Origin of the sequence: Halobaculum limi (assembly GCF_029490015.1) — an archaeon.
Lineage (GTDB): Archaea > Halobacteriota > Halobacteria > Halobacteriales > Haloferacaceae > Halobaculum > Halobaculum limi.
The window spans coordinates 2,841,313-2,860,505 of the sequence record NZ_CP120468.1 but is presented as its reverse complement, the minus strand read 5'-3'; the positions used below and the strand labels follow the sequence as shown (position 1 = coordinate 2,860,505).

Annotated in this window: 21 protein-coding genes and 1 tRNA gene; 10 read left to right on the top strand and 12 right to left on the bottom strand. The window is 66.3% G+C overall.

The window, feature by feature from the left end:
* Nucleotides 1–156: 156 nt before the first annotated feature.
* From P0D77_RS14620 to P0D77_RS14600, 5 genes are all read left to right on the top strand, one after another.
* Nucleotides 157–924 carry a DUF5781 family protein gene (locus tag P0D77_RS14620; protein ID WP_277553844.1) on the top strand — a complete coding sequence of 256 codons (768 nt, stop codon included), beginning with the start codon at nt 157–159 and terminating at the stop codon, nt 922–924.
* 69 nt (nt 925–993) lie between these two features.
* A complete protein-coding gene (locus P0D77_RS14615; protein ID WP_277553843.1) occupies nt 994–1,563 on the top strand; it encodes a hypothetical protein in 570 nt (189 codons plus the stop codon).
* Between the two features lie 341 nt (nt 1,564–1,904).
* Nucleotides 1,905–2,606, top strand: coding sequence for a ribulose-1,5-bisphosphate 5-phosphatase (locus tag P0D77_RS14610; protein WP_277553842.1), 702 nt, complete (start codon nt 1,905–1,907; stop codon nt 2,604–2,606).
* Nucleotides 2,603–3,274, top strand: coding sequence for a ribulose-1-phosphate aldolase (locus P0D77_RS14605; RefSeq protein ID WP_277553841.1), 672 nt, complete (start codon nt 2,603–2,605; stop codon nt 3,272–3,274). The genes P0D77_RS14610 and P0D77_RS14605 overlap by 4 nt, the downstream gene beginning before the upstream one ends.
* A 63-nt stretch (nt 3,275–3,337) precedes the next feature.
* Entirely contained in the window at nt 3,338–3,643 is a 306-nt protein-coding gene (locus tag P0D77_RS14600; protein WP_277553839.1) for a DUF7344 domain-containing protein, read from the top strand.
* Nucleotides 3,644–3,733: 90 nt separating this feature from the next.
* Here the strand turns inward: P0D77_RS14600 and P0D77_RS14595 are convergent, their stop codons facing one another.
* From P0D77_RS14595 to P0D77_RS14555, 9 genes are all read right to left on the bottom strand, one after another.
* Nucleotides 3,734–4,366, bottom strand: coding sequence for a 30S ribosomal protein S7 (locus P0D77_RS14595; protein ID WP_277553838.1), 633 nt, complete (start codon nt 4,364–4,366; stop codon nt 3,734–3,736).
* A 4-nt stretch (nt 4,367–4,370) separates the two neighbouring features.
* The gene (locus P0D77_RS14590) at nt 4,371–4,799 is read right to left on the bottom strand and encodes a 30S ribosomal protein S12 (protein ID WP_073306653.1); all 429 of its coding nucleotides are present in this window, start codon (nt 4,797–4,799) and stop codon (nt 4,371–4,373) included.
* A 468-nt stretch (nt 4,800–5,267) separates the two neighbouring features.
* Nucleotides 5,268–6,176 (bottom strand): mechanosensitive ion channel family protein, encoded by a 909-nt coding sequence (locus P0D77_RS14585; RefSeq protein WP_277553837.1) that lies wholly within the window; start codon nt 6,174–6,176, stop codon nt 5,268–5,270.
* A 64-nt stretch (nt 6,177–6,240) separates the two neighbouring features.
* A complete protein-coding gene (locus tag P0D77_RS14580) occupies nt 6,241–6,666 on the bottom strand; it encodes a NusA-like transcription termination signal-binding factor (protein ID WP_277553836.1) in 426 nt (141 codons plus the stop codon).
* 2 nt (nt 6,667–6,668) lie between these two features.
* Nucleotides 6,669–7,907 (bottom strand): DNA-directed RNA polymerase subunit A'', encoded by a 1,239-nt coding sequence (gene rpoA2, locus P0D77_RS14575; RefSeq protein ID WP_277553835.1) that lies wholly within the window; start codon nt 7,905–7,907, stop codon nt 6,669–6,671.
* On the bottom strand, nt 7,900–10,839 hold the full coding sequence (locus P0D77_RS14570; protein ID WP_277553834.1) for a DNA-directed RNA polymerase subunit A': 2,940 nt from the start codon (nt 10,837–10,839) through the stop codon (nt 7,900–7,902). The genes rpoA2 and P0D77_RS14570 overlap by 8 nt, the downstream gene beginning before the upstream one ends.
* 2 nt (nt 10,840–10,841) lie before the next feature.
* A complete protein-coding gene (rpoB, locus tag P0D77_RS14565; RefSeq protein ID WP_277553833.1) occupies nt 10,842–12,668 on the bottom strand; it encodes a DNA-directed RNA polymerase subunit B in 1,827 nt (608 codons plus the stop codon).
* A gap of 4 nt (nt 12,669–12,672) precedes the next feature.
* Entirely contained in the window at nt 12,673–14,238 is a 1,566-nt protein-coding gene (locus tag P0D77_RS14560) for a DNA-directed RNA polymerase subunit B'' (RefSeq protein WP_277553832.1), read from the bottom strand.
* Complete coding sequence (locus P0D77_RS14555) at nt 14,235–14,465, bottom strand: DNA-directed RNA polymerase subunit H (protein WP_277553831.1); 231 nt, start codon at nt 14,463–14,465, stop codon at nt 14,235–14,237. The genes P0D77_RS14560 and P0D77_RS14555 overlap by 4 nt, the downstream gene beginning before the upstream one ends.
* 293 nt (nt 14,466–14,758) lie before the next feature.
* Here P0D77_RS14555 and P0D77_RS14550 point away from each other — a divergent pair.
* Both P0D77_RS14550 and P0D77_RS14545 read left to right on the top strand, forming a co-directional pair.
* Nucleotides 14,759–14,831, top strand: a tRNA-Asp gene (locus P0D77_RS14550).
* Nucleotides 14,832–15,027: 196 nt separating this feature from the next.
* Nucleotides 15,028–15,990 carry a GAF domain-containing protein gene (locus P0D77_RS14545; RefSeq protein ID WP_277553830.1) on the top strand — a complete coding sequence of 321 codons (963 nt, stop codon included), beginning with the start codon at nt 15,028–15,030 and terminating at the stop codon, nt 15,988–15,990.
* A gap of 10 nt (nt 15,991–16,000) precedes the next feature.
* Here P0D77_RS14545 and P0D77_RS14540 read toward each other — a convergent pair whose 3' ends face one another.
* Nucleotides 16,001–16,138, bottom strand: a complete 138-nt coding sequence (locus tag P0D77_RS14540) for a hypothetical protein (RefSeq protein ID WP_277553829.1) — start codon at nt 16,136–16,138, stop codon at nt 16,001–16,003.
* 155 nt (nt 16,139–16,293) lie between these two features.
* On the opposite strand from P0D77_RS14540, the gene P0D77_RS14535 reads away from it, so the two are divergent.
* Nucleotides 16,294–16,812: an Ig-like domain-containing protein gene (locus tag P0D77_RS14535; RefSeq protein ID WP_277553828.1), complete on the top strand. Its 519-nt coding sequence runs from the start codon at nt 16,294–16,296 to the stop codon at nt 16,810–16,812.
* Between the two features lie 21 nt (nt 16,813–16,833).
* Here the strand turns inward: P0D77_RS14535 and P0D77_RS14530 are convergent, their stop codons facing one another.
* The gene (locus P0D77_RS14530) at nt 16,834–17,166 is read right to left on the bottom strand and encodes a HalOD1 output domain-containing protein (RefSeq protein WP_277553827.1); all 333 of its coding nucleotides are present in this window, start codon (nt 17,164–17,166) and stop codon (nt 16,834–16,836) included.
* Nucleotides 17,159–17,338, bottom strand: coding sequence for a hypothetical protein (locus tag P0D77_RS14525; protein ID WP_277553826.1), 180 nt, complete (start codon nt 17,336–17,338; stop codon nt 17,159–17,161). Before P0D77_RS14525 ends, P0D77_RS14530 begins: the two co-directional genes overlap by 8 nt.
* 184 nt (nt 17,339–17,522) lie before the next feature.
* Between P0D77_RS14525 and P0D77_RS14520 the strand changes: the two genes are divergently transcribed.
* A complete protein-coding gene (locus P0D77_RS14520) occupies nt 17,523–18,461 on the top strand; it encodes a VOC family protein (RefSeq protein ID WP_277553825.1) in 939 nt (312 codons plus the stop codon).
* Nucleotides 18,461–19,126, top strand: a complete 666-nt coding sequence (locus P0D77_RS14515) for an alpha/beta hydrolase (RefSeq protein ID WP_277553824.1) — start codon at nt 18,461–18,463, stop codon at nt 19,124–19,126. The genes P0D77_RS14520 and P0D77_RS14515 overlap by 1 nt, the downstream gene beginning before the upstream one ends.
* Nucleotides 19,127–19,193 lie beyond the last annotated feature (67 nt).

Sequence of the window (19,193 nt, the reverse complement as noted above, 5' to 3'; positions counted from 1 at the left end):
GGTATTCTCTGCCCGGTCAAAAGGGTAGTGCTTTGCCGTCGCCGAAACCGTCGAATCCGGTGGCCACAATCCGTGGTACGCCGTCTCGTGGATCGGTTGGATCGACAGATCGCCGGCACAAGAGTCAAACCGATCCGGACCGTGCCAATAGTACACATGGACATCCGAGTCCGCGGTGCCGTCCCGCCCGACCCGTTCCTCGGGGCGGCGTCGCTGTTCGAAACCGAACACGACCTCTCGCTCCCCGTCGAGGTTCGCGTTCGCGACAACCCCGAGGAGCGGACGTGGGCCGGCCACTACGACGACCGCCACGTCCTCAACATCTCCCGAAAGGCTGCCACCTCTGCGATGGCGCGCGAACTCGCCCTCCACGAACTGTCGCATATGGCCCGCTACGAGGAGCCACACCCCTCTCACCACCAGTCGACCGACGAGGCGCTGTTTCTCGCCCTCTCGGGCGCGTCGGTCGAACGCCGGAAAGTACTCCACTGCTATCAGATCGCGAACCACATGAAGGACGTGTACGCCGACGACATTACGCTCGCCGTCGGCCCCGGCGAGAAACTCGTGACGTTCTTCGAGTCGCAACTGGCCGCCGCCGTCGCCGACCGGCCCCGCGACCACCACCACCCCGAGTCGCGCCGGATGACGCCTGGGTCGGATCCGGACATCACCGCCGTCAACGCCGCGTTCGCGCTGGCGATGTGCGAACGCCACGGCCTCGTCGACGACGACCACCGCCTGTACGACCTCGCGCACGCGGCGGCCGACGACGCCCCCGGCGTCGACCTCCCGGCGTTCACCCGCCTGTTCCGATCGCTGGCCGCCGACCCCTCCGAGTCGGAGTACCGCAAGTCGCTCGTCGACGCCGCCCGCCTGTACGCCGTCGACGCCGCCGCGAGTGGCCCCCAAGCGGCCGACTGACTGGGACAGTTCGAGCCGACTGTCCGAGTCGGACGGTACCTACTTGTCGAGCGGCTGTGAACTTCCGGTATGGTCGCCGACCCCTCCACGGCCGCCGCCCCCGACGACGGACTCGGCTCCGACGCCGCGCCCGACCCGCCGCCCTCTGCCTCCACCTCCGACAGCGGTCGAGCCTCCGGCCCGTTCTCGCCTCGGACGCTCCTCACGGACAGCCTCGTCGCCGCCGGGGTCATCGCCGGCTTCTACGCGCTGTTGTACGCGGTTCCGCTCCCCCCGTTCGGCGTTCCCGGCTACCTCCTGCTCGTCGCGTTCGACGCCCTCGAAGTCGTCCTCCCGACGTTCACGAGTGCAACGATGTACGACGCGGCGTTCGCGGCGTTCTGTGGGTCGCTCGCGGTCGCCGCCGCGGTCGTCGCCTCGTGGACACGCACACGCGGAGCGAGTGGGCGCTGGCGGCCCGGCGCGGGTGCCGCCCTCGCCGTCGTCGGCGTCGTCGGCCTGTCGGTCGCACTCGGCGTGTTTCTCGTGAACGCTGGTGTCGACTACGGACCGTTCCTCCTCGTCACTGGGACGGCGGTGGTGCTGCTCACGGCCGGGTGGCACGTCGTTCGAACGAGCGTCGGTCCCGACGCGGCTTGAGTCGGGCCACGAGCAACCATCCGCCTGCCACCGCCGCGGTCAGCGTCGCGAGGAACGCCGTGAACGGGAGCAACAGCGTCAGCGTGAGGCCGAAACAGCGTCAGCGTGAGGCCGACCGTCCCCGCGTTCGCGGCGCTCTCGCCTGCGAGGACGACGATGCCGGCGTACGCCATCACGAGGCCAGCGTACACGGCACCCGCGGCGACCAGGCCGAGCGACTGGAACACGGTCGACGCTTCCGGCGCGCGTCGATATCCATCGGGGCCTCCGTATCGCGTCTGAGAACAGTCCGACGCGGCCACGCCGGAACGGATTTGTCCCGCCCTCGTGAGGGGTTGGGCATGACGGTCAACGCCGTGTTGTTCGATCTGGACGACACCCTCTACCCGTACGACCCCTGCAACGACGCGGGCCGCCGTGCCGCCTTCGAGACGTACCGCGACCGCGGGGGCGACCTCGCTGCCGACGCGTTCGAGAAGCGACGCCGACAGGCACGCGCGGCGACGAAGCGTGCGGTCGCCGGGACCGCCAGCAGTCACAACCGCCACATCTACTACCAGCAGGTGGTCGCGGCGCTCCCCGGCCCGTTCGACGCCGACCTCGCGCGAGCGCTCGGCGACGCCTACTGGGACGGCTACCTCGCGGAACTGTCGGCGTTCCCCGACACGCGCGAGACGCTCTCGACGCTCGTCGAGGCGAACGTCGACGTGGGCATCGTGACGAACCTGACGACGCGCATCCAACTGCGGAAACTCGCCCGCCTCGGTGTCGACGACCTCCTCGACACACTGGTCACGAGCGAGGAAGTCGGGCGCGAGAAGCCCGCACCGCCGGTGTTCACGACGGCGCTCGCGCGACTCGACCGCACGCCCTCCGAGACGCTCGTCGTCGGCAACTCCCCCGTCAACGACATCGAGGGTGCGAACGCGCTCGGGATGGAGACGGCGCTGTTCAACGGTCCCGCAGACGCCGACACGGACGGCCTGCGACGACCAGACCACCACCTCGACTCGCTGGCGGCGGTGCTGGAGGTGGCGCTGTGAGCGACCGCGACGCCCCGCCCGCAGACCCGGACGTGCTTCGAGAGGCACGGCAGGCGGTCGTCGACCACGCCCCGGACCTCGCGCGACTCACGCCGGGGCGAACGGGCAATCTCAGCGTCCGCGACGGCGACCGCTTCGCCGTCACGCCCACCGGGGTCGCCTACGACGCCTTCGACGTCGCCGACGTGCCGGTGGTCGACCTCGACGGCGACCGCGTCGCCGGGCGGATGAAGCCCTCCAGCGAGGTGCCGATGCACCGCCACATCTACCGCGGCTACGGCTCCGACGCCATCGTGCACACCCACTCACCGTGGGCGACGACGATGGCCGTCCTCCATCAGGAACTCCCACCGATCCACTACATGATCGTCGCGGTCGGTAAGCGCGTTCCCGTCGCCGAGTACGCTCCCTACGGCACGGAGGAACTCGCGGCCAACGTCGTCGCCGCGATGGAGGAGGCCGAGGCCACCGCCTCGTTCATCGAGAACCACGGCCTCGTCGTCACCGCCGACGATATCGAGACGGCACTCGAACACACCACCCACGTCGAAGACCTCTCGCGACTGTACCTCCAGTCGTCGGCCGTCGGCGACCCTGTCGAACTCCCGGAGTCGGAACTCGACACCGCCATCGACCAGTTCGAAGGGTACGGACAAGACAGTGCATAAATCTGAGCCGCAATCTTCAATGAAGTGATAAGTTATAATTACTAATCACACAAACTACATCGTGTGCAAGATGAATGGTTTGGGCTGCTGAGTAACGATCTGCGGCGGACGATATTGTTCGAACTGCTAGAGCGACACGGCGAGGGCGAGACGATAGCTGTAGACGAGTTGCCGATGGAGGAGTACGACCCGAGGACTGCCCAGACCCTACTGTATCACATCCACCTCCCGCGACTGGACAGCGCAGGCGTCATCTCGTGGGACCGTGACGAGGAGACGGTCGAACACGGCCCGCAGTTCGAAGATCTCAAGCCGTTGTTGGAGGCGACCGCACCGCTGTTGGACCTGCCGACCGAGTCCGACGAGTGACGAGGATGAGCCGCCACGCGGATTCGACCACTCGCTGAGCGAGCCCGTCGCTACGTGGTCTGTAAAAAACGCAAAGAGAGATGACCGGATTCAGCGGGCGGCGGCGGCGACGCGCTCGGTCTCCTCTTTCTGGGAGATGGAGTACGTCTGCACGTCGTAGCGTGCCGCACCGATGAGTTGGTCGGCGAGCGCGTCGGGGGCGCTCGTCGTCGTCTTGTAACTCGAGCCCTGCACGCCCTCCGCGATGAACTTCAGGGCCTGGTCGACGCGGCGCTGGGGCGCGACGTCGACGGCCTTCGGGACGGAGATGCCACCGTACTTCAGGCGGACGGTCTCTTCACGCGGGGCGGCGTTCTCGACGGCCTCGACGAGCACCTGCACCGGGTTGTCCTCGGTGCGCGAGTGGATCGTGTCGAAGGCGTCGCGAACGATGCGCTGAGCCTGCTGCTTCTTGCCCGTGTTCTCCTCGGTCTGCATCAGGCGGTTGATGAGTCGCTCGACCAGCGACACCTCGGACTTCTGGAACTGCTTGGAGGCGTGACGGCCCTGCGTGTGCGCGATGGGTGTCACGTTCATGTAGCGACGGGTCGAGGGGTCGCTGTACTCGATCTCGGAGACGTCCCATTCGCCGAACAGCAGGGCGTTCTCGGTCGCCTGCTCGGAGTCGGCGGGGGCGTCTGGTTCCGGTGCCTCGGGGTCGGCGTCTTGTTCTGCGTCAGACATCGTATTAGCGGACCGGCTTCTCCGCGTTGCCGCGGACGAGTTCGATCATCGAGACGCCGTTCACCTTCTCGACCTTGTAGTTGACACCAGAGAGGTCGCCCATCGCGCGACCCTTCGCGCCACCGATCCCCGCGATGGTGACCTCGTCGTGTTCGTCGATGAACGAGATCGCACCGTCACCGGGACAGAACGCCGTGACCTGCTTGCCGTTCTTGATCAGCTGGACACGGACGCACTTCCGAATCGCCGAGTTGGGCTGTTTCGCTTCGATCCCCACCTTCTCGAGGACGATCCCGCGACCCTGCGGGGCACCTTCGAGGGGGTCGGACTTCTCGGAGAGACCGCGTTCGCGGCGCGCGTACTCGGAGTCGGACCATCGTCGCTTCTGACGGTCCTTCTTGAGTTTGCGCGCGGCGTATTTGCCGTTGGCCATCGTACATCCACATCTTCCGTGGGGCTACGTAAGAGTTCCCTTTCGTCGCACGGCGAGACGCCGTGAGAACGGATTAGCACTACCTCTCGTCGGATCTGAGGCTGTCTCGCGAAACAGACGACGCCCACAGCGGCCGTTTCGGCGCGGATCAATCGCTCTGCATCCGTCACAGCCGAGTGCAGTCGCTCGCCGTGACCGAGTCCGGCCGGTCGCCGCGGGGTGGGGATGCGCCGACCGGCCAGTGAAACCGGTCCGGATGGACCGGGGTGAGCGGTGGAATGCCAGATGTGGGTCACGACGACCCACGCTCCGGTGGAGACCGGCACTCACCGTGGCTGCGGTCCCCGTCGGTCGGACACAATTCAGGGTGATAAACGTTATTGCCGATTGAAATGTCGTCAATAAAACGACATTGTCGGAGGCGATCCGACAGTATCGTACGCTCCGCTCCGAACGCGCCTGATCCGCTCACCGTCCCCCGATTTCGCCGCGTGATTCCTCCCCGTCGACGCGCACATCGACGGCACCAGAGAGTTCTCGACCGCTGGGTGGGCCGAGGGTGATGTCGGCGTCTTCGAACGCCTCCAAGACGTGGGTGCGAAACCGCGAGCGAACCTCGACCAGGCCACCGCCCGCGGGGTCGTCGACGAAGAACTCCGCCTGCAAGGTGACGAGGCCCTCGCCGAGTTCGGCTACCCGCGTCGTCGGTGCAGGGTCGGCGAGCACCCGCGGTTCCTCGTTCGCGAGGTCACGGAGCAACTCGCGGGCACGCTCGACGTCGGCGTCGTACCCGAGGTGGACCGTCTCGGTGATGCGAACCCGGTCGCGCCCGAACGGGCGGGTGATGACGTTGCTCGTCAACTGCGTGTTCGGCACCGTCACCGTCTCGTAGTCCACGGTCCGCACACGGGTCACACGGAAGTCGACGGCCTCGACGACGCCCTCACCCTCGGGCCAGCGAATCCAGTCCCCGACGTTGAAGTCCGGGTCGGCGACGAGAAAGAGGCCGCTCACGAGCGATCCCAACACGTCGCGCCCGGCAGTACCGACGGCGAACGTCAACGCCGCGATGAGTAGCGCCGACTCCGAGAATACCGACCCGTACCCCGCGGCGGCGACGCCCACGACGAGTGCGGCGCCCGCCAGCACCGCCGCGAGGTACGTCTCGGTCGCCGACTGGATGGTCGGATTGTTTCGGTTGCGTGCGCGGACGGCCCGAACTGCGAGCGGAAACACCGTCGCGCGACCGAGGAGGTACACACCGACGGAGACGGCGACGAACGTCACGACGTCGAGGAGTGCGCCGCTGGACGTCACCAGTTCCTGGACGGGACCCGATTCGGTCGGCGTTCCCGTCTGTACGAGGAGACGAAACACGTCACCGCCCACACTCCCGCGAACAAAGAGGGTGCCGCCGCCAGTAGGTGGCCGTCGACCGCGCTCAGGCCAACTGCACGTCGTCGATGTCGAAGTGGCGCTTCGCCAGCGTCCGCGCCGCTTCGATGTTTCGCCCGCCCGCGCCGATGGCGACGCCGCGGTCGGCGTCGACGACTTCGACGTACGCGACGACGTCGTTTTGCCGGCTCACTGTCACGCCCCGGACGGCCGCGGGGGCGAGGGCGTTCGCCACGAACGCCTCCGGCGTGTCGGCGTTCTCGACGAGTTCCACCTCTGCTCCGAGTTGCTCTTCGACGCGGTCGACGGTTCGTCCGCCGGGGCCGATTGCCTCGGCCATCTCCCCTGCCGGGAGGAGGAAGACGAGGCGGTCACCGTCGTCTTCCACGAGGCAGTCGACCGGCGCGACGCCGACGAGGTCGTCGAACGTCCCGATGTACTGCCGCGCCTCGTCGGATATCTCGACGCGCACCGTCAGTCGTCGGCGGACTTCACGTCAGGAGCCGACCCCATCCGCAGGTCGACGTCGCCGGTCCCGATTGCGACCGGCTTCCCGACGATGACGTTCTCGATGACGCCGTTGAGGTCGTCCGCCTCGCCGTGGATCGCCGCGTCGAGCAGGTGGTTCACCGTCACCTCGAACGCCGCGCGTGCGAGGACGGACTCCTTCGACCCGGAGATGCCGTGGCGACCGATCGACTCGACGGTGCCGCGGTTCGTCATGATGTCGGAGACGAGCATCAGGTGGCGGATGTTCACGTCGTCCAGCCCCTGTTCTTCCAGCGTCTCCATCGTCTCGTTGATGATGGTCTCGCGTGCCGCCTCGACGCCGAGCGTGCGGTAGATCTCGTGGATGTTGTTACACGTCGTGCGCGAGGCGTCGACGCCCTCGATCTCTAAGGCGTCCGAGAACGCCGAGCCCTCGGTGTAGAGGACGTACTCCTCGTCGCCGTCGTCGACCTCCTCTTTGCGGATGACGACGCGGGTGACCTCCTCGATCCCCTTGAAGACGATGTCGCGCAGTTGCTCGACCAACTGGAGCAGTTGGCGGTAACTCGGCTCGTCGGGACCGAACTGGATGTTCGTTCCCGAGCGCCGGGTCGTGACGCCAAGCGAGTCCTCGATGATATCGGCGACGACCTTCGCGACCTCGACGGCGTCGTCGTAGGTGGGCCACCGCTCCAGCAGCGTCTCCTCGTTGAGGTCGACGCTCACGAGCATGTCCGCGACGTTCGTCGACACGTCGCCCAGCGCGAGGATCTTCGTCGACTCCAACTGCCAGACGACCTCGTGGGCCTTCTGCCGGTCGGTCGCGTGCTCCTCGTCCAGGTGGACGATCATAATCGGCGTGTCCGGCGTCTTTCGGGCGTCCACCAACTCGATGAGTCGGGGCAGCCCCTGGGTCACGTCCATCTCCGCGACGCCCGCGTAGTGGAACGTGTTCATCGTCATCTGCGTCCCTGGCTCACCGATGGACTGCGCGGAGACGGTCCCCACGGGGTCCAGCGGGTCGACGCGCGTGTCGAGGAAGCGCGACTCTGCGGCCTGTGCGATTTCGTTGGCCTGTTCGGTCGTCACGCCGTCACGCTCGTCGATGGTGTCGTAGATGCGGTCTTTCAGCCGTCGCGGGAGTTCCGTGTCCTCGACGACTAGGGCGATGTCCTCGGTCACCTCGTCGTGGGCGTCCACGAACTTCTCGACGGAGTCAGTCATCGCTCACCCCCACGCCACCGGCCTTGTCAAGCCCCGGACCGGCGTACTCCGAGAGGTTCGTCGGCGGCGCACGCCGCCCGAGGAAGCGTTCTTTCTCCTTTTCGGAGGAGAACTCCGCCTCCACGACGCGGTCGGTGATGCCGTCGATGTCGATGGCGTTCTCGTCGCTCGAGGACACCTTCACGGGTGAGGTGCCGTCTTCACCGAACTCGAACTGGACGATGGTGCCGGAGGTGTCCCGCACCGTGCCGTCGTACTGCGCCTCCAGTTCGGAGAGCGCGTTGATGAGGCGACGCTGCAGGTACCCGGACTTCGAGGTCCGGACTGCCGTGTCGACCAGGCCCTCGCGGCCACCCATCGCGTGGAAGAAGAACTCCTCGGGCGTCAGGCCCGAGCGGTAGGAGTTCTCCACGAAGCCGTGTGCCTCCGCCGAGAGGTCGTCTGCCTCGTAGTGCGCGAGCGTGCGGTCCTCGTACCCGCGGTTGATCCGCTCACCGCGAACTGCCTGCTGTCCGACACAGCCGGTCATCTGCGTGAGGTTCAGCATCGACCCACGCGCACCCGAGCGAGCCATGATGACCGCCGGGTTGTCGTCGGCGAAGTGATCCTCGGCGATCTCACCCGCGGAGTCGCGGGCCTTGCCGAGCGTCTGCATGATCTTCATCTCCAGCGTCTCGTCGACGGTCCGGCCGGGCAGGCTCTCCAACTCCTCGTCCTCGTACGTCTGGATGAGTTCCTGCACGCGCTCGTACGCCGAGTCGATCGCCTCGTCGACCTGTTCGGTCGCCTCTGGCGGGATGGACTCGTCGTCGATACCGAGCGAGAACCCGAAGTGCATGATGGCGCGCATCGCCAGCGACGCCACCTCGTTGATGAACACGCGGGCGCGCGTCTCCGAGTACATCTTGGTCAGGGTGTCGACGACCTCGCCGCCGAACGCGCCGACCGCGTCCTCGTCGATGGTCCCCTGGATCAACTGGCCGTCCTCGATGATGACGGTGTCACCCGTCGAGGACGTGAACTCGAGGTTCAGGTCGTCCGGAAGCAGTTCCGAGAAGACGGTCTGACCGGTCCACACCTCGCGGCCGGCCTCGTTCGTGCCGTCGGCCTCGGGCAGTTCGTCGACCGAGGTCGCGCGAAGCAGGTCCAGCGCCTGCGTCTCGGTGAACTCGGGGTTCTCGTGGGTCAGCAGGTACGTCCCCGAGATGTGGTCCTGAATCGCGCCGATGATGTTCTCACCGAAGCGCGGGCTCAGGATCTGCTCTTGCACGCGCATCAGGACGCGCGCTTCCGCACGTGCCTCCTCGTTCTGGAGGGCGTGCATGTTCATCTCGTCGCCGTCGAAGTCGGCGTTGTACGGCGGACAGACGACGGTGTTGAGCCGGAACGTCTTGTACGGCATCACCACGACCTCGTGGGCCATAATCGACATCCGGTGCAGCGACGGCTGCCGATTGAAGATCACGATGTCGCCGTCGACGAGGTGGCGGTTGACCTCCCAGCCGGCTTCGACCTTCTCTGCGAGTTCCTCGCAGTTCTTCTCGGTCACCTTCAGGCGGCGACCGTCGGGTCGCTTGACGTAGTTCGCGCCGGGGTGTGCCTCCGGCCCGTTACGGACGTACTGCCGGGCGCGGTCGATGTTACGCTCGGAGACGTTCATCGTCTGGGTCATCTCTTCGGCGACCCGTTCGGGGACCCCGACCTCGTTCAGCGACAGCGTCGGGTCCGGGCTGATGACGGTACGCGCAGAGAAGTTGACGCGCTTCCCGGACAGCGACCCGCGGAAGCGACCTTCTTTGCCTTTCAGGCGCTGGGAGAGCGTCTTCAGCGGACGCCCCGAGCGGTGACGCGCGGGCGGCGTGCCCGAAATCTCGTTGTCGATGAACGTGGTGACGTGGTACTGCAGTAGTTCCCACAGGTCCTCGATGATGAGTTGCGGGGCACCAGCCTCACGATTCTCCATAAACCGCTGGTTGATGCGGATGATGTCGACCAGTTTGTGCGTGAGGTCGTCCTCGGAGCGCTGGCCGTTGTCCAGCGTGATGGAGGGACGAGTCGTAACCGGCGGGACCGGCAGCACGGTCAGGATCATCCACTCGGGGCGGGATTTCTCGGCGTGGATGCCGAGCGGTTCCAGGTCCTCGTCCGGGATGTCCTCGAACCAGTCGCGGATGTCGCTCGGCATCAGCTTGTTCATGTCCTCGACCGTGAGGTCGATGCCCAGTGCCTTCTCCAGCGCCTTGCGGTCCTCCTTGCGCGGGCGGAACTCGCCCGAGAGGATGTCGTTGATGCGGTCGAGCGCGATGCCCGTCTCGTCCGCCAGGTCCATCGGGGACATCCGCTCGGCGTCTTCCTCGTCCTCCTCCTCGTCGGGCTGCATCGCGCGCGTGATGAGTTCGGAGTAATCGCCCGAGAGAACGTCCTGCACCTCGTAGTAGGTGGTCGGCTTCTCGTGTTTGATGTCCGCCTGCGGCTCGCCGCAGTGCGGGCAGTTGTTGGCCTTGCGGGCCTGCCGGACTGCCGACTTCAGCACGTCGGTCGGGTCGCCGCCCAGATCCTTCGTGCGGACGAGTTTCTCCTTGTACTCCTCTTTCTCCTCGGCGGTGAGCGCGAGGCGACCGCAGTTTCGACACGTCGACCGCAGCAGCCGACGGATGAGCTTCGTGAAGCCGACGTGAATGACGGGCGCGGCCAGTTCGATGTGGCCGAAGTGCCCGTTACACGACCCCGAGTGCTTGCCGCAGGTGCGGCACTCCAGCCCGGGGTCGATGACGCCCAGCCGCGGGTCCATCAGCCCCATGTCGATGGGGTAGCCGTCGTCGTCGTAGGTGTCCGCCGTGATGACCTTCGTCGCGGACATATCGCGATACGTCTCCGGGTCCATCAGCCCGAAGTTGATGCCGCCGATCTCTTTGGGTGTCTGACCTGCCATTGTTAGACTGCGTCCTCCAGTTCGAGGGTCGGTCGAATGCCGAGCGCCTTCATCTCGTCGAGCAGTAGCTTGAACGCGTAGCTGATCTCGATCTCGTGGATGTCGTCCTCGTCGCCCGTGATCGGGTCGTAGATACGACGCTGCTCCACGTCCTCCACCGCGACCATCCCCGTCTCCTCGGAGATGTACACCGTCTCTTTGTCGGAGGAGTCAAGGAGGCGCTCTTTCAGCGCCATCGCGGCGCCGTGTCCGATGAGCACCTCACGTTCCATCTCACCGACGCGGAGGCCACCCTCGCGGGCACGCCCCTCGGTCGGCTGGCGGGTGAGCACCTGCACCGGCCCGCGCGAGCGAGCGTGCAGTTTGTTCGAGACCATGTGGTACAGCTTGTGGTAGAAGATGGTGCCGACGAAGATCTCCGCCTCGATCTTCTCGCCGGTCACGCCCGAGTACATAACCTCCTTCCCGGAGGACATGTAGCCGTGCTCCTCCAGCGACGAGCGAAGTTCATCCTCGTTCTCGCCCTGGAACGCCGTTCCGTCGACACGGCGGCCCTCGAGTGAGCCGACCTTGCCGCCGAGCATCTCCAGCACGTGGCCCACCGTCATCCGCGACGGGAGCGCGTGCGGGTTGAGGACGAGGTCAGGGACGAGACCGTCCTCGGTGAACGGCATGTCCTCCTGCGGGGCCAAGTGGCCCACGACGCCCTTCTGGCCGTGGCGTGACGCGAACTTGTCCCCGAGTTCGGGGATCCGCTCGTCGCGCACCGACACCTTCGACAGCTTCGAGCCGTCCTCGCCCTCCATCAGCGTCACCGTGTCGACGACGCCCGACTCCCCGGAGCGCATCGTGACACTCGTCTCGCGACGCTTCTGCGGTGAGAGACCGCCCATGTCGTCCGGTTCTTCGAGGAACCGCGGCGGGCTCGTCTTGCCCAGCAGGACGGAGTTCTCGTTCACCTTCGTCTCGGGGTTGACGAGGCCGTCCTCGTCGAGGTGGGTGTACGCGTCCTCGCCACGTGCGCCGCGCACGTCCTGCGAGGGAATCTCGAAGCGGTCCTCCTGGCCGCCGGGGTAGCGTCGCTCTTCCCCCTCGTAGGTGCGGAAGAAATGCGAGCGCGACATCGCGCGGTCGACGCTCCCCTTGTTCATCACGAGCGCGTCCTCGATGTTGAAGCCCTCGTAGGACATGACCGCGACGACGAAGTTCTGCGCCGCCGGGCGCTCGTCGAACCCGATCTGTTCGGTGGTCTGCGTCTTGACCATCGACAGCTGCGGGTAGTGCAGGAGGTGCTGCCGAGTGTCCGGCCGGATGCGATAGTTGGCCGACGGCAGTCCGAGCGACTGCTTCATCATCCCTGCGCCCATCGTAATGCGGGGCGAGGCGTTGTGCTCGGGGTACGGGATCATCCCCGCACCGATCCCGAAGATGAGCTGCGGGTCGATTTCGAGGTGGGTCGTTCGCTCGTTGACGTCCTCCTCGTCGGTGGCGACGTAGATGTCCTCCTCCTCCTCGGCGTCGATGAACTCGACGATACCGTGGTCGACGAGGTCGTCGAACTCGATTTCGCCGTCGTCGAGCGCGTCGATGGTCTCGTCGTCGAGGAGCGGTTCCCCGTTCTCCACGACGATGAGCGGTCGCCGAGCGCGCCCGGCGTCGGCGTTGACGATGACCTCGTTGGTCCGGTCTTTGACCGAGACGTTCACCATGTCGGAGACGTCGCCGCGTCGGCGCGCCTCACGGATCTGTGCCGCGAGCTGGTTCGGGTCCGGGTGGGTCCCCACCAGACTCCCGTTGACGTAGACTTTCGCTTCTCGTGTGCTTGCCATTGTGTTAGTCGTCCGCGGACGCGCGGTCGACGCCCTCGATGCCGGGAATGCCCTCGACACCCATAGACGCGAGTTCTCGTTTCAGGCCCTGTTCGTCCTCGATGTTCTGTGAGAGCTCCATCGCCTGCGCGAAGTTCTTCACCAGCCCACAGTTGGGCCCCTCCGGCGTCTCGGAGGGACAGATGCGACCCCACTGGGTCGCGTGCAGGTCACGCGCCTCGAAGTGGGGCTGCGACCGGCTCAGCGGCGAGCGCAGACGGCGCAGGTGCGACAGCACGCCCATGTAGTCCGTGCGGTCGACCAACTGGGAGACGCCAGAGCGGCCACCAACCCAGTTCCCCGTCGCGATGGGGTGTTCGAGCCGCTCGGTCAGCACGTCCGAGCGAACCACCGTGTTGACGGTGAGCTGTCGGTTACGCATGTTCGCCCGCTCCAACTGGTACTTCACGTCGCGTGCGAGCTTGTTGAGCGCCGTCCGGAACAGGTCCGTCATCAGGTCGCCCGACACCTTGAGCCGCTTGTTGGCGTAGTGGTCTTTGTCGTCGGACTCGCGCCGCTGGAGCGCAAGTTCGAAACACGCCTCCGCCATCCGGCAGAGGTAGTACGCCTTGTTGATGCGGACGTCCTCCTCTTCGACGCCCTCCTCGTGGAGGTGCGGCAGGAGGTAGCGGTCGATGACGTAGTTCGCCCGCTTCAGCTGGTAGTTCTTCCCCTGGCCGGAGGCGACGCGCTCGCCGAGGGTCTCGATGGCCTCCTCCTCGGTCTGCACGCTGGCCTCCTCCAGATTCTCCAGCATGAACTTCACGATCTCGGGGTCGTCCGAGACGCGGTGGACGATCTCTTCGTCGGATTCCAGCCCGAGCGCGCGCACGAGCGTCACGAAGTCGACGGAGCCAGAGACCGAGGGGAAGCTCACTTCGAGCAGTCCCTCGCGGTTGCGCTCACACAGCACGAGCGCGCGGTAGCCACGACGCTGAGAGAACGTCTTGGCGACCTGAATCTCGTCGCCGTACTTCGAGTCGTACTCCGCGAGGATCTTGTTGGGCGCGAGGTCCTCGCTGGTCATCAGGACGCGCTCGGAGCCGTTGACGATGAAGTAGCCGCCGGGGTCGACGGGGTCCTCGCCGATCTCGACGAGTTCCTCGTCGGAGAAGCCCGAGATGTTACACTTCTCGGAGCCGACCATAATCGGCATCCGGCCAACCTTCGTCTCGGTCTGGTCGACGACCGTCTCGGGTTCGTCCTCGCCGCCACGGATGATCTTCATCTCCATGAAGACGGGGGCGGCGTAGGTGATGTTGCGCAGGCGTGCCTCCTGCGGGTACAGCAGTTCTTCGGAACCGTCGGCCTCGCGGACACGCGGGGTCGTCATCCGCACGTCGCCGAGTTCGACGTAGACGGGCTCTTGCCCCTCCTTGTCGCCGATGTCCGTCTCGATGGTCTCCTTCTCGTCGACCACGCGCTGCATCCCGCGGTCGAGGAAGTTGTTGAACGAGCGGAAGTGGTGTTCGGCCAGCCGTTCCTGCGAGAAGTACTCTCGCGAGACGGAGCGTCGGGCTTCTCGGTTCATTCTACCACCAGGCGGTAGACGACCGCCGTGTCGGTGGTCCGCGAATCTCGCTCGATCCGGACGACGTCACCAGGTTCTGCCTCGTCGGGCAGCGCCGGGTCCGTCCGCGTGATCTTCGGGAGATCCGTTCGTTTGACGTTGTACTCCTCGAGCACCTCCTCGACGTGCTCGGGGTCGTCGAGGAGCGTGTGGTCGGGTACGAGTTCGTGGTCGCTTACGTTTACCATGGCTTGGTGAGGTTCGTGGTCGCGCGCAGGCGTGTTCTGTGGTGGGGAGAAGTCTTCACGAGATACTACGGCGGTCTATACGACCCGGCCACATAACGCTTGTCAAAACGCCGTGGGTACCGATAGCTGGGCGACCCCGCGAACAACGAGTGAACCGTATGGGCGACCCACTATGAACGTTACGGCGCACGGTATCGCGGGACACAGCGGCGGTGGATGAGAAGTCTTAATTATCTACCCGCCATCGGTTGAGATGCGCAGAGGTGAGGTGGAAACCCACCGACGCGATGCACGCCCGGATGGTGTAGTGGCCCATCATACGACCCTGTCACGGTCGTGACGCGGGTTCAAATCCCGCTCCGGGCGCTTCTTCGATTCTCAACGTCGACAGAGCGACGTTCATCGCTCTGTGGCCTCGATGCGCTACCTTCCAGCAGACGTTCCCCGATCCTTCTCGTGGGCGAATACAATAGATAGAGTGGCTGTACTGCCGGTCTACCCAAGCCGTATATGAGTGTGCATTAGGGGCAGGTTCATACCACCAGAGAGAGTGCGGCCCGTAATGACAGGAGACCGAGTGCTGCAGGTGGACGCGCAGGGGCCGCGTCGCACCACGGTCGCCAGCACCCTGACTGGGGGAACCCGGTTCGTCGTCGACCCGGAACCGTCCGGGACGACAGCGGCCGACACGCTTCGACACGAGTCGTACGACGCGGTACTCGTGGGACATCCGCTCCCCGATGGCTCGGAGGCGTTCGTCGAGCAACTCCGCGGCGCGTACGTCGACCTGCCGATCGTCGCGTACGGCGAGACGGCAGCCCTCGACGCCGGGACCACGCGCGACCTGTTTCGTGCCGGCGTCACCGACCTGTTCGTTCTCGACGACGGCGGGGGCGACGCCAGTGACGACCGCAACGGACTCGACGGCCTCGTCGAGAGCCTGCCGGAGCAAATCGAGACGTTCCACGAGCGCCGTCGCGACCGCGCCGCGGAGGCGGCGTTCCGAGAGGTGATCGGTCGTGTCAGTGCCAGCGACACGCGGATGGCGGGCACGCTCGACGACGTCCTCTCGGCGATCCGTCGGGCCTACGACGTCGACTTCGCGGCGCTAACGCGAGTCGTCGACGACGAAATCGGCGTCGTCGCCGCCGACTCGCACCCGGACGTGCCGCTCGCGCCTGACGACGTCCTCCCGTTGGCCGAGACGTACTGCAACTCGACGCTGCAGCAGAACCGGACGGTGGCGTTCGGCGACGTGAACGAGGTGGCTGGCGGCGACGACGCGGTTCCCGACCTCTCGACCACGTACGTCGCCGACGTTCTCGGCTTCGAGTGTTACCTCGGCACGCCCATCGAAGTGAACGGGAAGCCGTACGGGACGCTGTGTGTCGCGGGTCGCTCCCGTCGTAACGGGTTCGCCAACTGGGAGCAGACGCTCATCGATCTGACGGCCGCGTGGCTGGGGCGGGAACTCGACCACGAACAAGAGAAGACCGACCTCCGAGACGCCGCCTTCGGAACCTGAACGGCGCGGCTCAGGTTACGACGAGGATCAGTCCGACGAGAAATCCGACCGCCATCAACAGCATAAACACGACGAAAAAGCCCAACATCGGCTTCTCGACGGCACCCGCGACGAGTCGCTCACTCACCGACCGGTCGTCGGCGCTCACCGACTGATCACGTCCATACTCGCAGGTGGGCCGCCAAGCGGTAAACGTTCTCGCCTATCGGTCCGTGTGATAGCCGCGCTGTCGTCGGGTCCGTACGCAATCACGGATAAACGCTCGTCCGAGCGTTCACATACGAACCCGAGACCAGCGGAGGTATGGTCACACAACTCCGGTCACGCGTCGCCGTCCTTCGCCGTCGGATCGCAGCCGTCGTCGCTGCCGAGCGTCGCCGCTTCGACGAACTCCGGCGAGACGACCGCGCAATCGAGGGGTTGCCGGTCAGGCTCGTCGTCGCGTTGGTCGTCGGCGTCGCGAGTCTCAGCGTGATGCTCGAGATGGTCTCGGGCGTCGGCGGACTCGCGATGTCAGAACTCGACGTGCGACCGGAACCGGAAGTGACGACGCCTGGTGAACAGCGACTCCGGTTGACGGTCGTCGACGCGGACGGACGCCCAGTCGCTGGCGCGACGGTCGTCGTGACCGGCGAGACTGCCGATATCGACGGAGTCGCCACGGCGCGAACGAACGAGAACGGGACAGCGGTGGTTACGGTCGACCCGACGCTCGGCCCCAATCGAGAGCAGGGAACGTTGGCCGTCTCGGTCAAGCCCCCGTCGACAGGCGGCTACGTCGACAGGCGAGGGAACACACGGGTCCTCGTCATCGCAGGGTGACGGTCGGCGGGTCGGCGCTCGCTACTCGCCGTCTGTCGTCGATTTCGGCGTGATAGTGATCACGCCGCCACTCGTGACGCGAATCCGATGCGCGAGGTAGGTGAACTCGACGACGGTCTCGTCGGAGAACTCGCCGTCGTTGTCGACGCCTTGTCGGAGGCAGATGCGGTCGAGTGCCTCGGGGTCGACCACTTCGAACAGCGGTGCGTGTCGTTCGGGGTCGACTTGTCGGATGGATGAGGTCGACTCGACGACGGCGATGGAGGGCGCGAGTTCGTCGGGGTCGAACCGAGCGGTGTACGCTCCGCTCTCCTCGTCGTACGTTACCGCTACCTCCTCGGACGGATCACGCATCGTCGTCTCGATCACCCGTGTTTGCACGGCCCCGAACGGCACGGGGGCTGGTCGCCGTGAGCGAGCGGAGGTCGGCCTCGACCAGTTCGGTCGAGTCAGTGGAGAGAACGGCGCGTCGAGCGCCACGGGTGGGAGGGATGAGTACACCTCTGTCGAGGGGCTCGAGGTTCATACCCCCGATACGGTAGTCCGCAGGTTTACTCTTTCGCACTCACTTGTCACCTGTAGTGTCGAACTTCCGACGTGAGTGGTTCCGTCGCGTTTTTCGACGGATAGACAGTCCTCGTGTGGACGAACGATCACCGATCCGGGGTCGGGGGGATTGAACCGCCCCCGCAGCGAATATCGGTCTCAGTATGCTCACCGACACCACCGGTATCCACCACGTCACGTCGATGGTCGGGGACGCGCAGGCGAACCTCGACTTCTACGCTGGAACCCTGGGATTGCGTCTCGTGAAGCGGACGGTCAACCACGAGGACGTCCTCCGCTACCACTTCTACTACGGCAACGGCGCTGGCGATCTGGGTACGCTGTTCACCTGCTTCCCGTACCCGAACGAACCGCCGGGGCGACGCGGTCGCCCGCAGATCACCGCGGCGTCGTTCGCCGTCCCCGAGGGGTCGCTGGACGACTGGGCCGACCGCCTCGGCGCCCACGGCGTCACGAGCGACCGAATCGAGCGATTCGACGAGACTGCCCTCCGCTTCGAGGACCCCGCGGGCACGCGACTCGAACTCGTCGCCGCAGCGCAGTCGCTCGACCCGTGGACCGCGACCGTCCCGGAGTCGATGGCGATCCGTGGCATCCACGGCGTGACGGCGCTTCCGACGAACCCGTTCGCGACGGCGGGCGTCCTCGATACGCTCGGACTGGAGTACGTCGGCGAGGACGGCGACCGCGTCCGGTACCGCGCACCCGGCGACGACGCGGCGACGGTCGACCTCCTCGACCGCGACGCCGACTTCGCCCGCGAGGGCGTCGGGAGCATCCACCACGTCGCTCTGCGCGTCCCCGACGAGGAGCAACTGCGCGAGTGGCACGACCTGTTTCGCGACCGCGATATCGACGTCTCGCGCATTCGCGACCGCTACTACTACAAGTCAGTGTACGTCCGCGAACCCGGCGGCATCCTGATCGAACTGGCGACGGAGACGCCGGGCGTGACCGCCGACGAGGCGGCGGCGGACCTGGGCGGGTCGCTCGTCCTCCCGCCGTGGGCCGAGGAAGACCGCGAGATGATCGAGGGGCAGTTGCCGGCGGTCGACGTGCCCCGGGCGACCCGGTCGGAGTGATGCCCGACCGCGTCCTCGCAGACGTACCCGGGCCACACGGCGGCGGCGACGTCCTCACGGCCGGTGCGCCACGCGGGGCGGCGCGGGCGGCGGTCGTCGCTCTCCACGGGCGGGGGGCGACGCCACAGGGGATCGTGAACGTACTCGACCCGGTCGCCAGTCACGGCGTCGCGTTCGTCGCGCCCGGCGCACACCGGAGTCGGTGGCTCCCGTACGCGGCCGACGAACCCATCGAGCGGAACGAACCCCACCGCTCGTCGGCGCTGGCGGTCGTCGAGGCGACGCTCGCGTGGACGCGCGAGACGCTATCGCTGCCGCCGGCGGCCGTCCTCCTGGTCGGCTTCTCGCAGGGCGGGTGCGTCGCCGCCGAGTACGCCGCGACGGCTGGGAGCCGTCATCCGACGGCGGTGTTGAGCGGAACGCTGTTGGGTCCGACCGTCGACGCGGCCGGGTACGAAGGCGACCTCGCGGAGACACCCGTTCTCGTCGCGGGCGGTGCAGACGACGACCGGGTTCCGCCGTCGCGTGTTCGTGAGACTGCGGCGGCATTGCGAACGCTCGGTGCGGACGTTACCAACCGGGTGTACGAGGGCGTCGGCCACGAGGTGACGGACGACGAGTTCGCGTGGATCCGCGACCGACTGGCCGGGGCGACAGACGGGTGACTCACTCGCGAGCGGAGTCTACGAACGGAGAGAAGCCAAACGGCGTGTGACTACTGAGATGTGACTC

What these genes read in the sequence shown, in the direction of transcription:
- P0D77_RS14620 (WP_277553844.1), top strand. Translation starts at nt 157, where the DNA reads ATGGACATCCGAGTCCGCGGTGCCGTCCCGCCCGACCCGTTCCTCGGG.
- P0D77_RS14615 (WP_277553843.1), top strand. Translation starts at nt 994, where the DNA reads ATGGTCGCCGACCCCTCCACGGCCGCCGCCCCCGACGACGGACTCGGC.
- P0D77_RS14610 (WP_277553842.1), top strand. Translation starts at nt 1,905, where the DNA reads ATGACGGTCAACGCCGTGTTGTTCGATCTGGACGACACCCTCTACCCG.
- P0D77_RS14595 (WP_277553838.1), bottom strand. Translation starts at nt 4,366, where the DNA reads ATGTCTGACGCAGAACAAGACGCCGACCCCGAGGCACCGGAACCAGAC.
- P0D77_RS14590 (WP_073306653.1), bottom strand. Translation starts at nt 4,799, where the DNA reads ATGGCCAACGGCAAATACGCCGCGCGCAAACTCAAGAAGGACCGTCAG.
- rpoA2 (WP_277553835.1), bottom strand. Translation starts at nt 7,907, where the DNA reads ATGACTGACTCCGTCGAGAAGTTCGTGGACGCCCACGACGAGGTGACC.
- P0D77_RS14570 (WP_277553834.1), bottom strand. Translation starts at nt 10,839, where the DNA reads ATGGCAGGTCAGACACCCAAAGAGATCGGCGGCATCAACTTCGGGCTG.
- rpoB (WP_277553833.1), bottom strand. Translation starts at nt 12,668, where the DNA reads ATGGCAAGCACACGAGAAGCGAAAGTCTACGTCAACGGGAGTCTGGTG.
- P0D77_RS14560 (WP_277553832.1), bottom strand. Translation starts at nt 14,238, where the DNA reads ATGAACCGAGAAGCCCGACGCTCCGTCTCGCGAGAGTACTTCTCGCAG.
- P0D77_RS14555 (WP_277553831.1), bottom strand. Translation starts at nt 14,465, where the DNA reads ATGGTAAACGTAAGCGACCACGAACTCGTACCCGACCACACGCTCCTC.
- P0D77_RS14545 (WP_277553830.1), top strand. Translation starts at nt 15,028, where the DNA reads ATGACAGGAGACCGAGTGCTGCAGGTGGACGCGCAGGGGCCGCGTCGC.
- P0D77_RS14535 (WP_277553828.1), top strand. Translation starts at nt 16,294, where the DNA reads ATGGTCACACAACTCCGGTCACGCGTCGCCGTCCTTCGCCGTCGGATC.
- P0D77_RS14530 (WP_277553827.1), bottom strand. Translation starts at nt 17,166, where the DNA reads ATGCGTGATCCGTCCGAGGAGGTAGCGGTAACGTACGACGAGGAGAGC.
- P0D77_RS14525 (WP_277553826.1), bottom strand. Translation starts at nt 17,338, where the DNA reads ATGAACCTCGAGCCCCTCGACAGAGGTGTACTCATCCCTCCCACCCGT.
- P0D77_RS14520 (WP_277553825.1), top strand. Translation starts at nt 17,523, where the DNA reads ATGCTCACCGACACCACCGGTATCCACCACGTCACGTCGATGGTCGGG.
- P0D77_RS14515 (WP_277553824.1), top strand. Translation starts at nt 18,461, where the DNA reads ATGCCCGACCGCGTCCTCGCAGACGTACCCGGGCCACACGGCGGCGGC.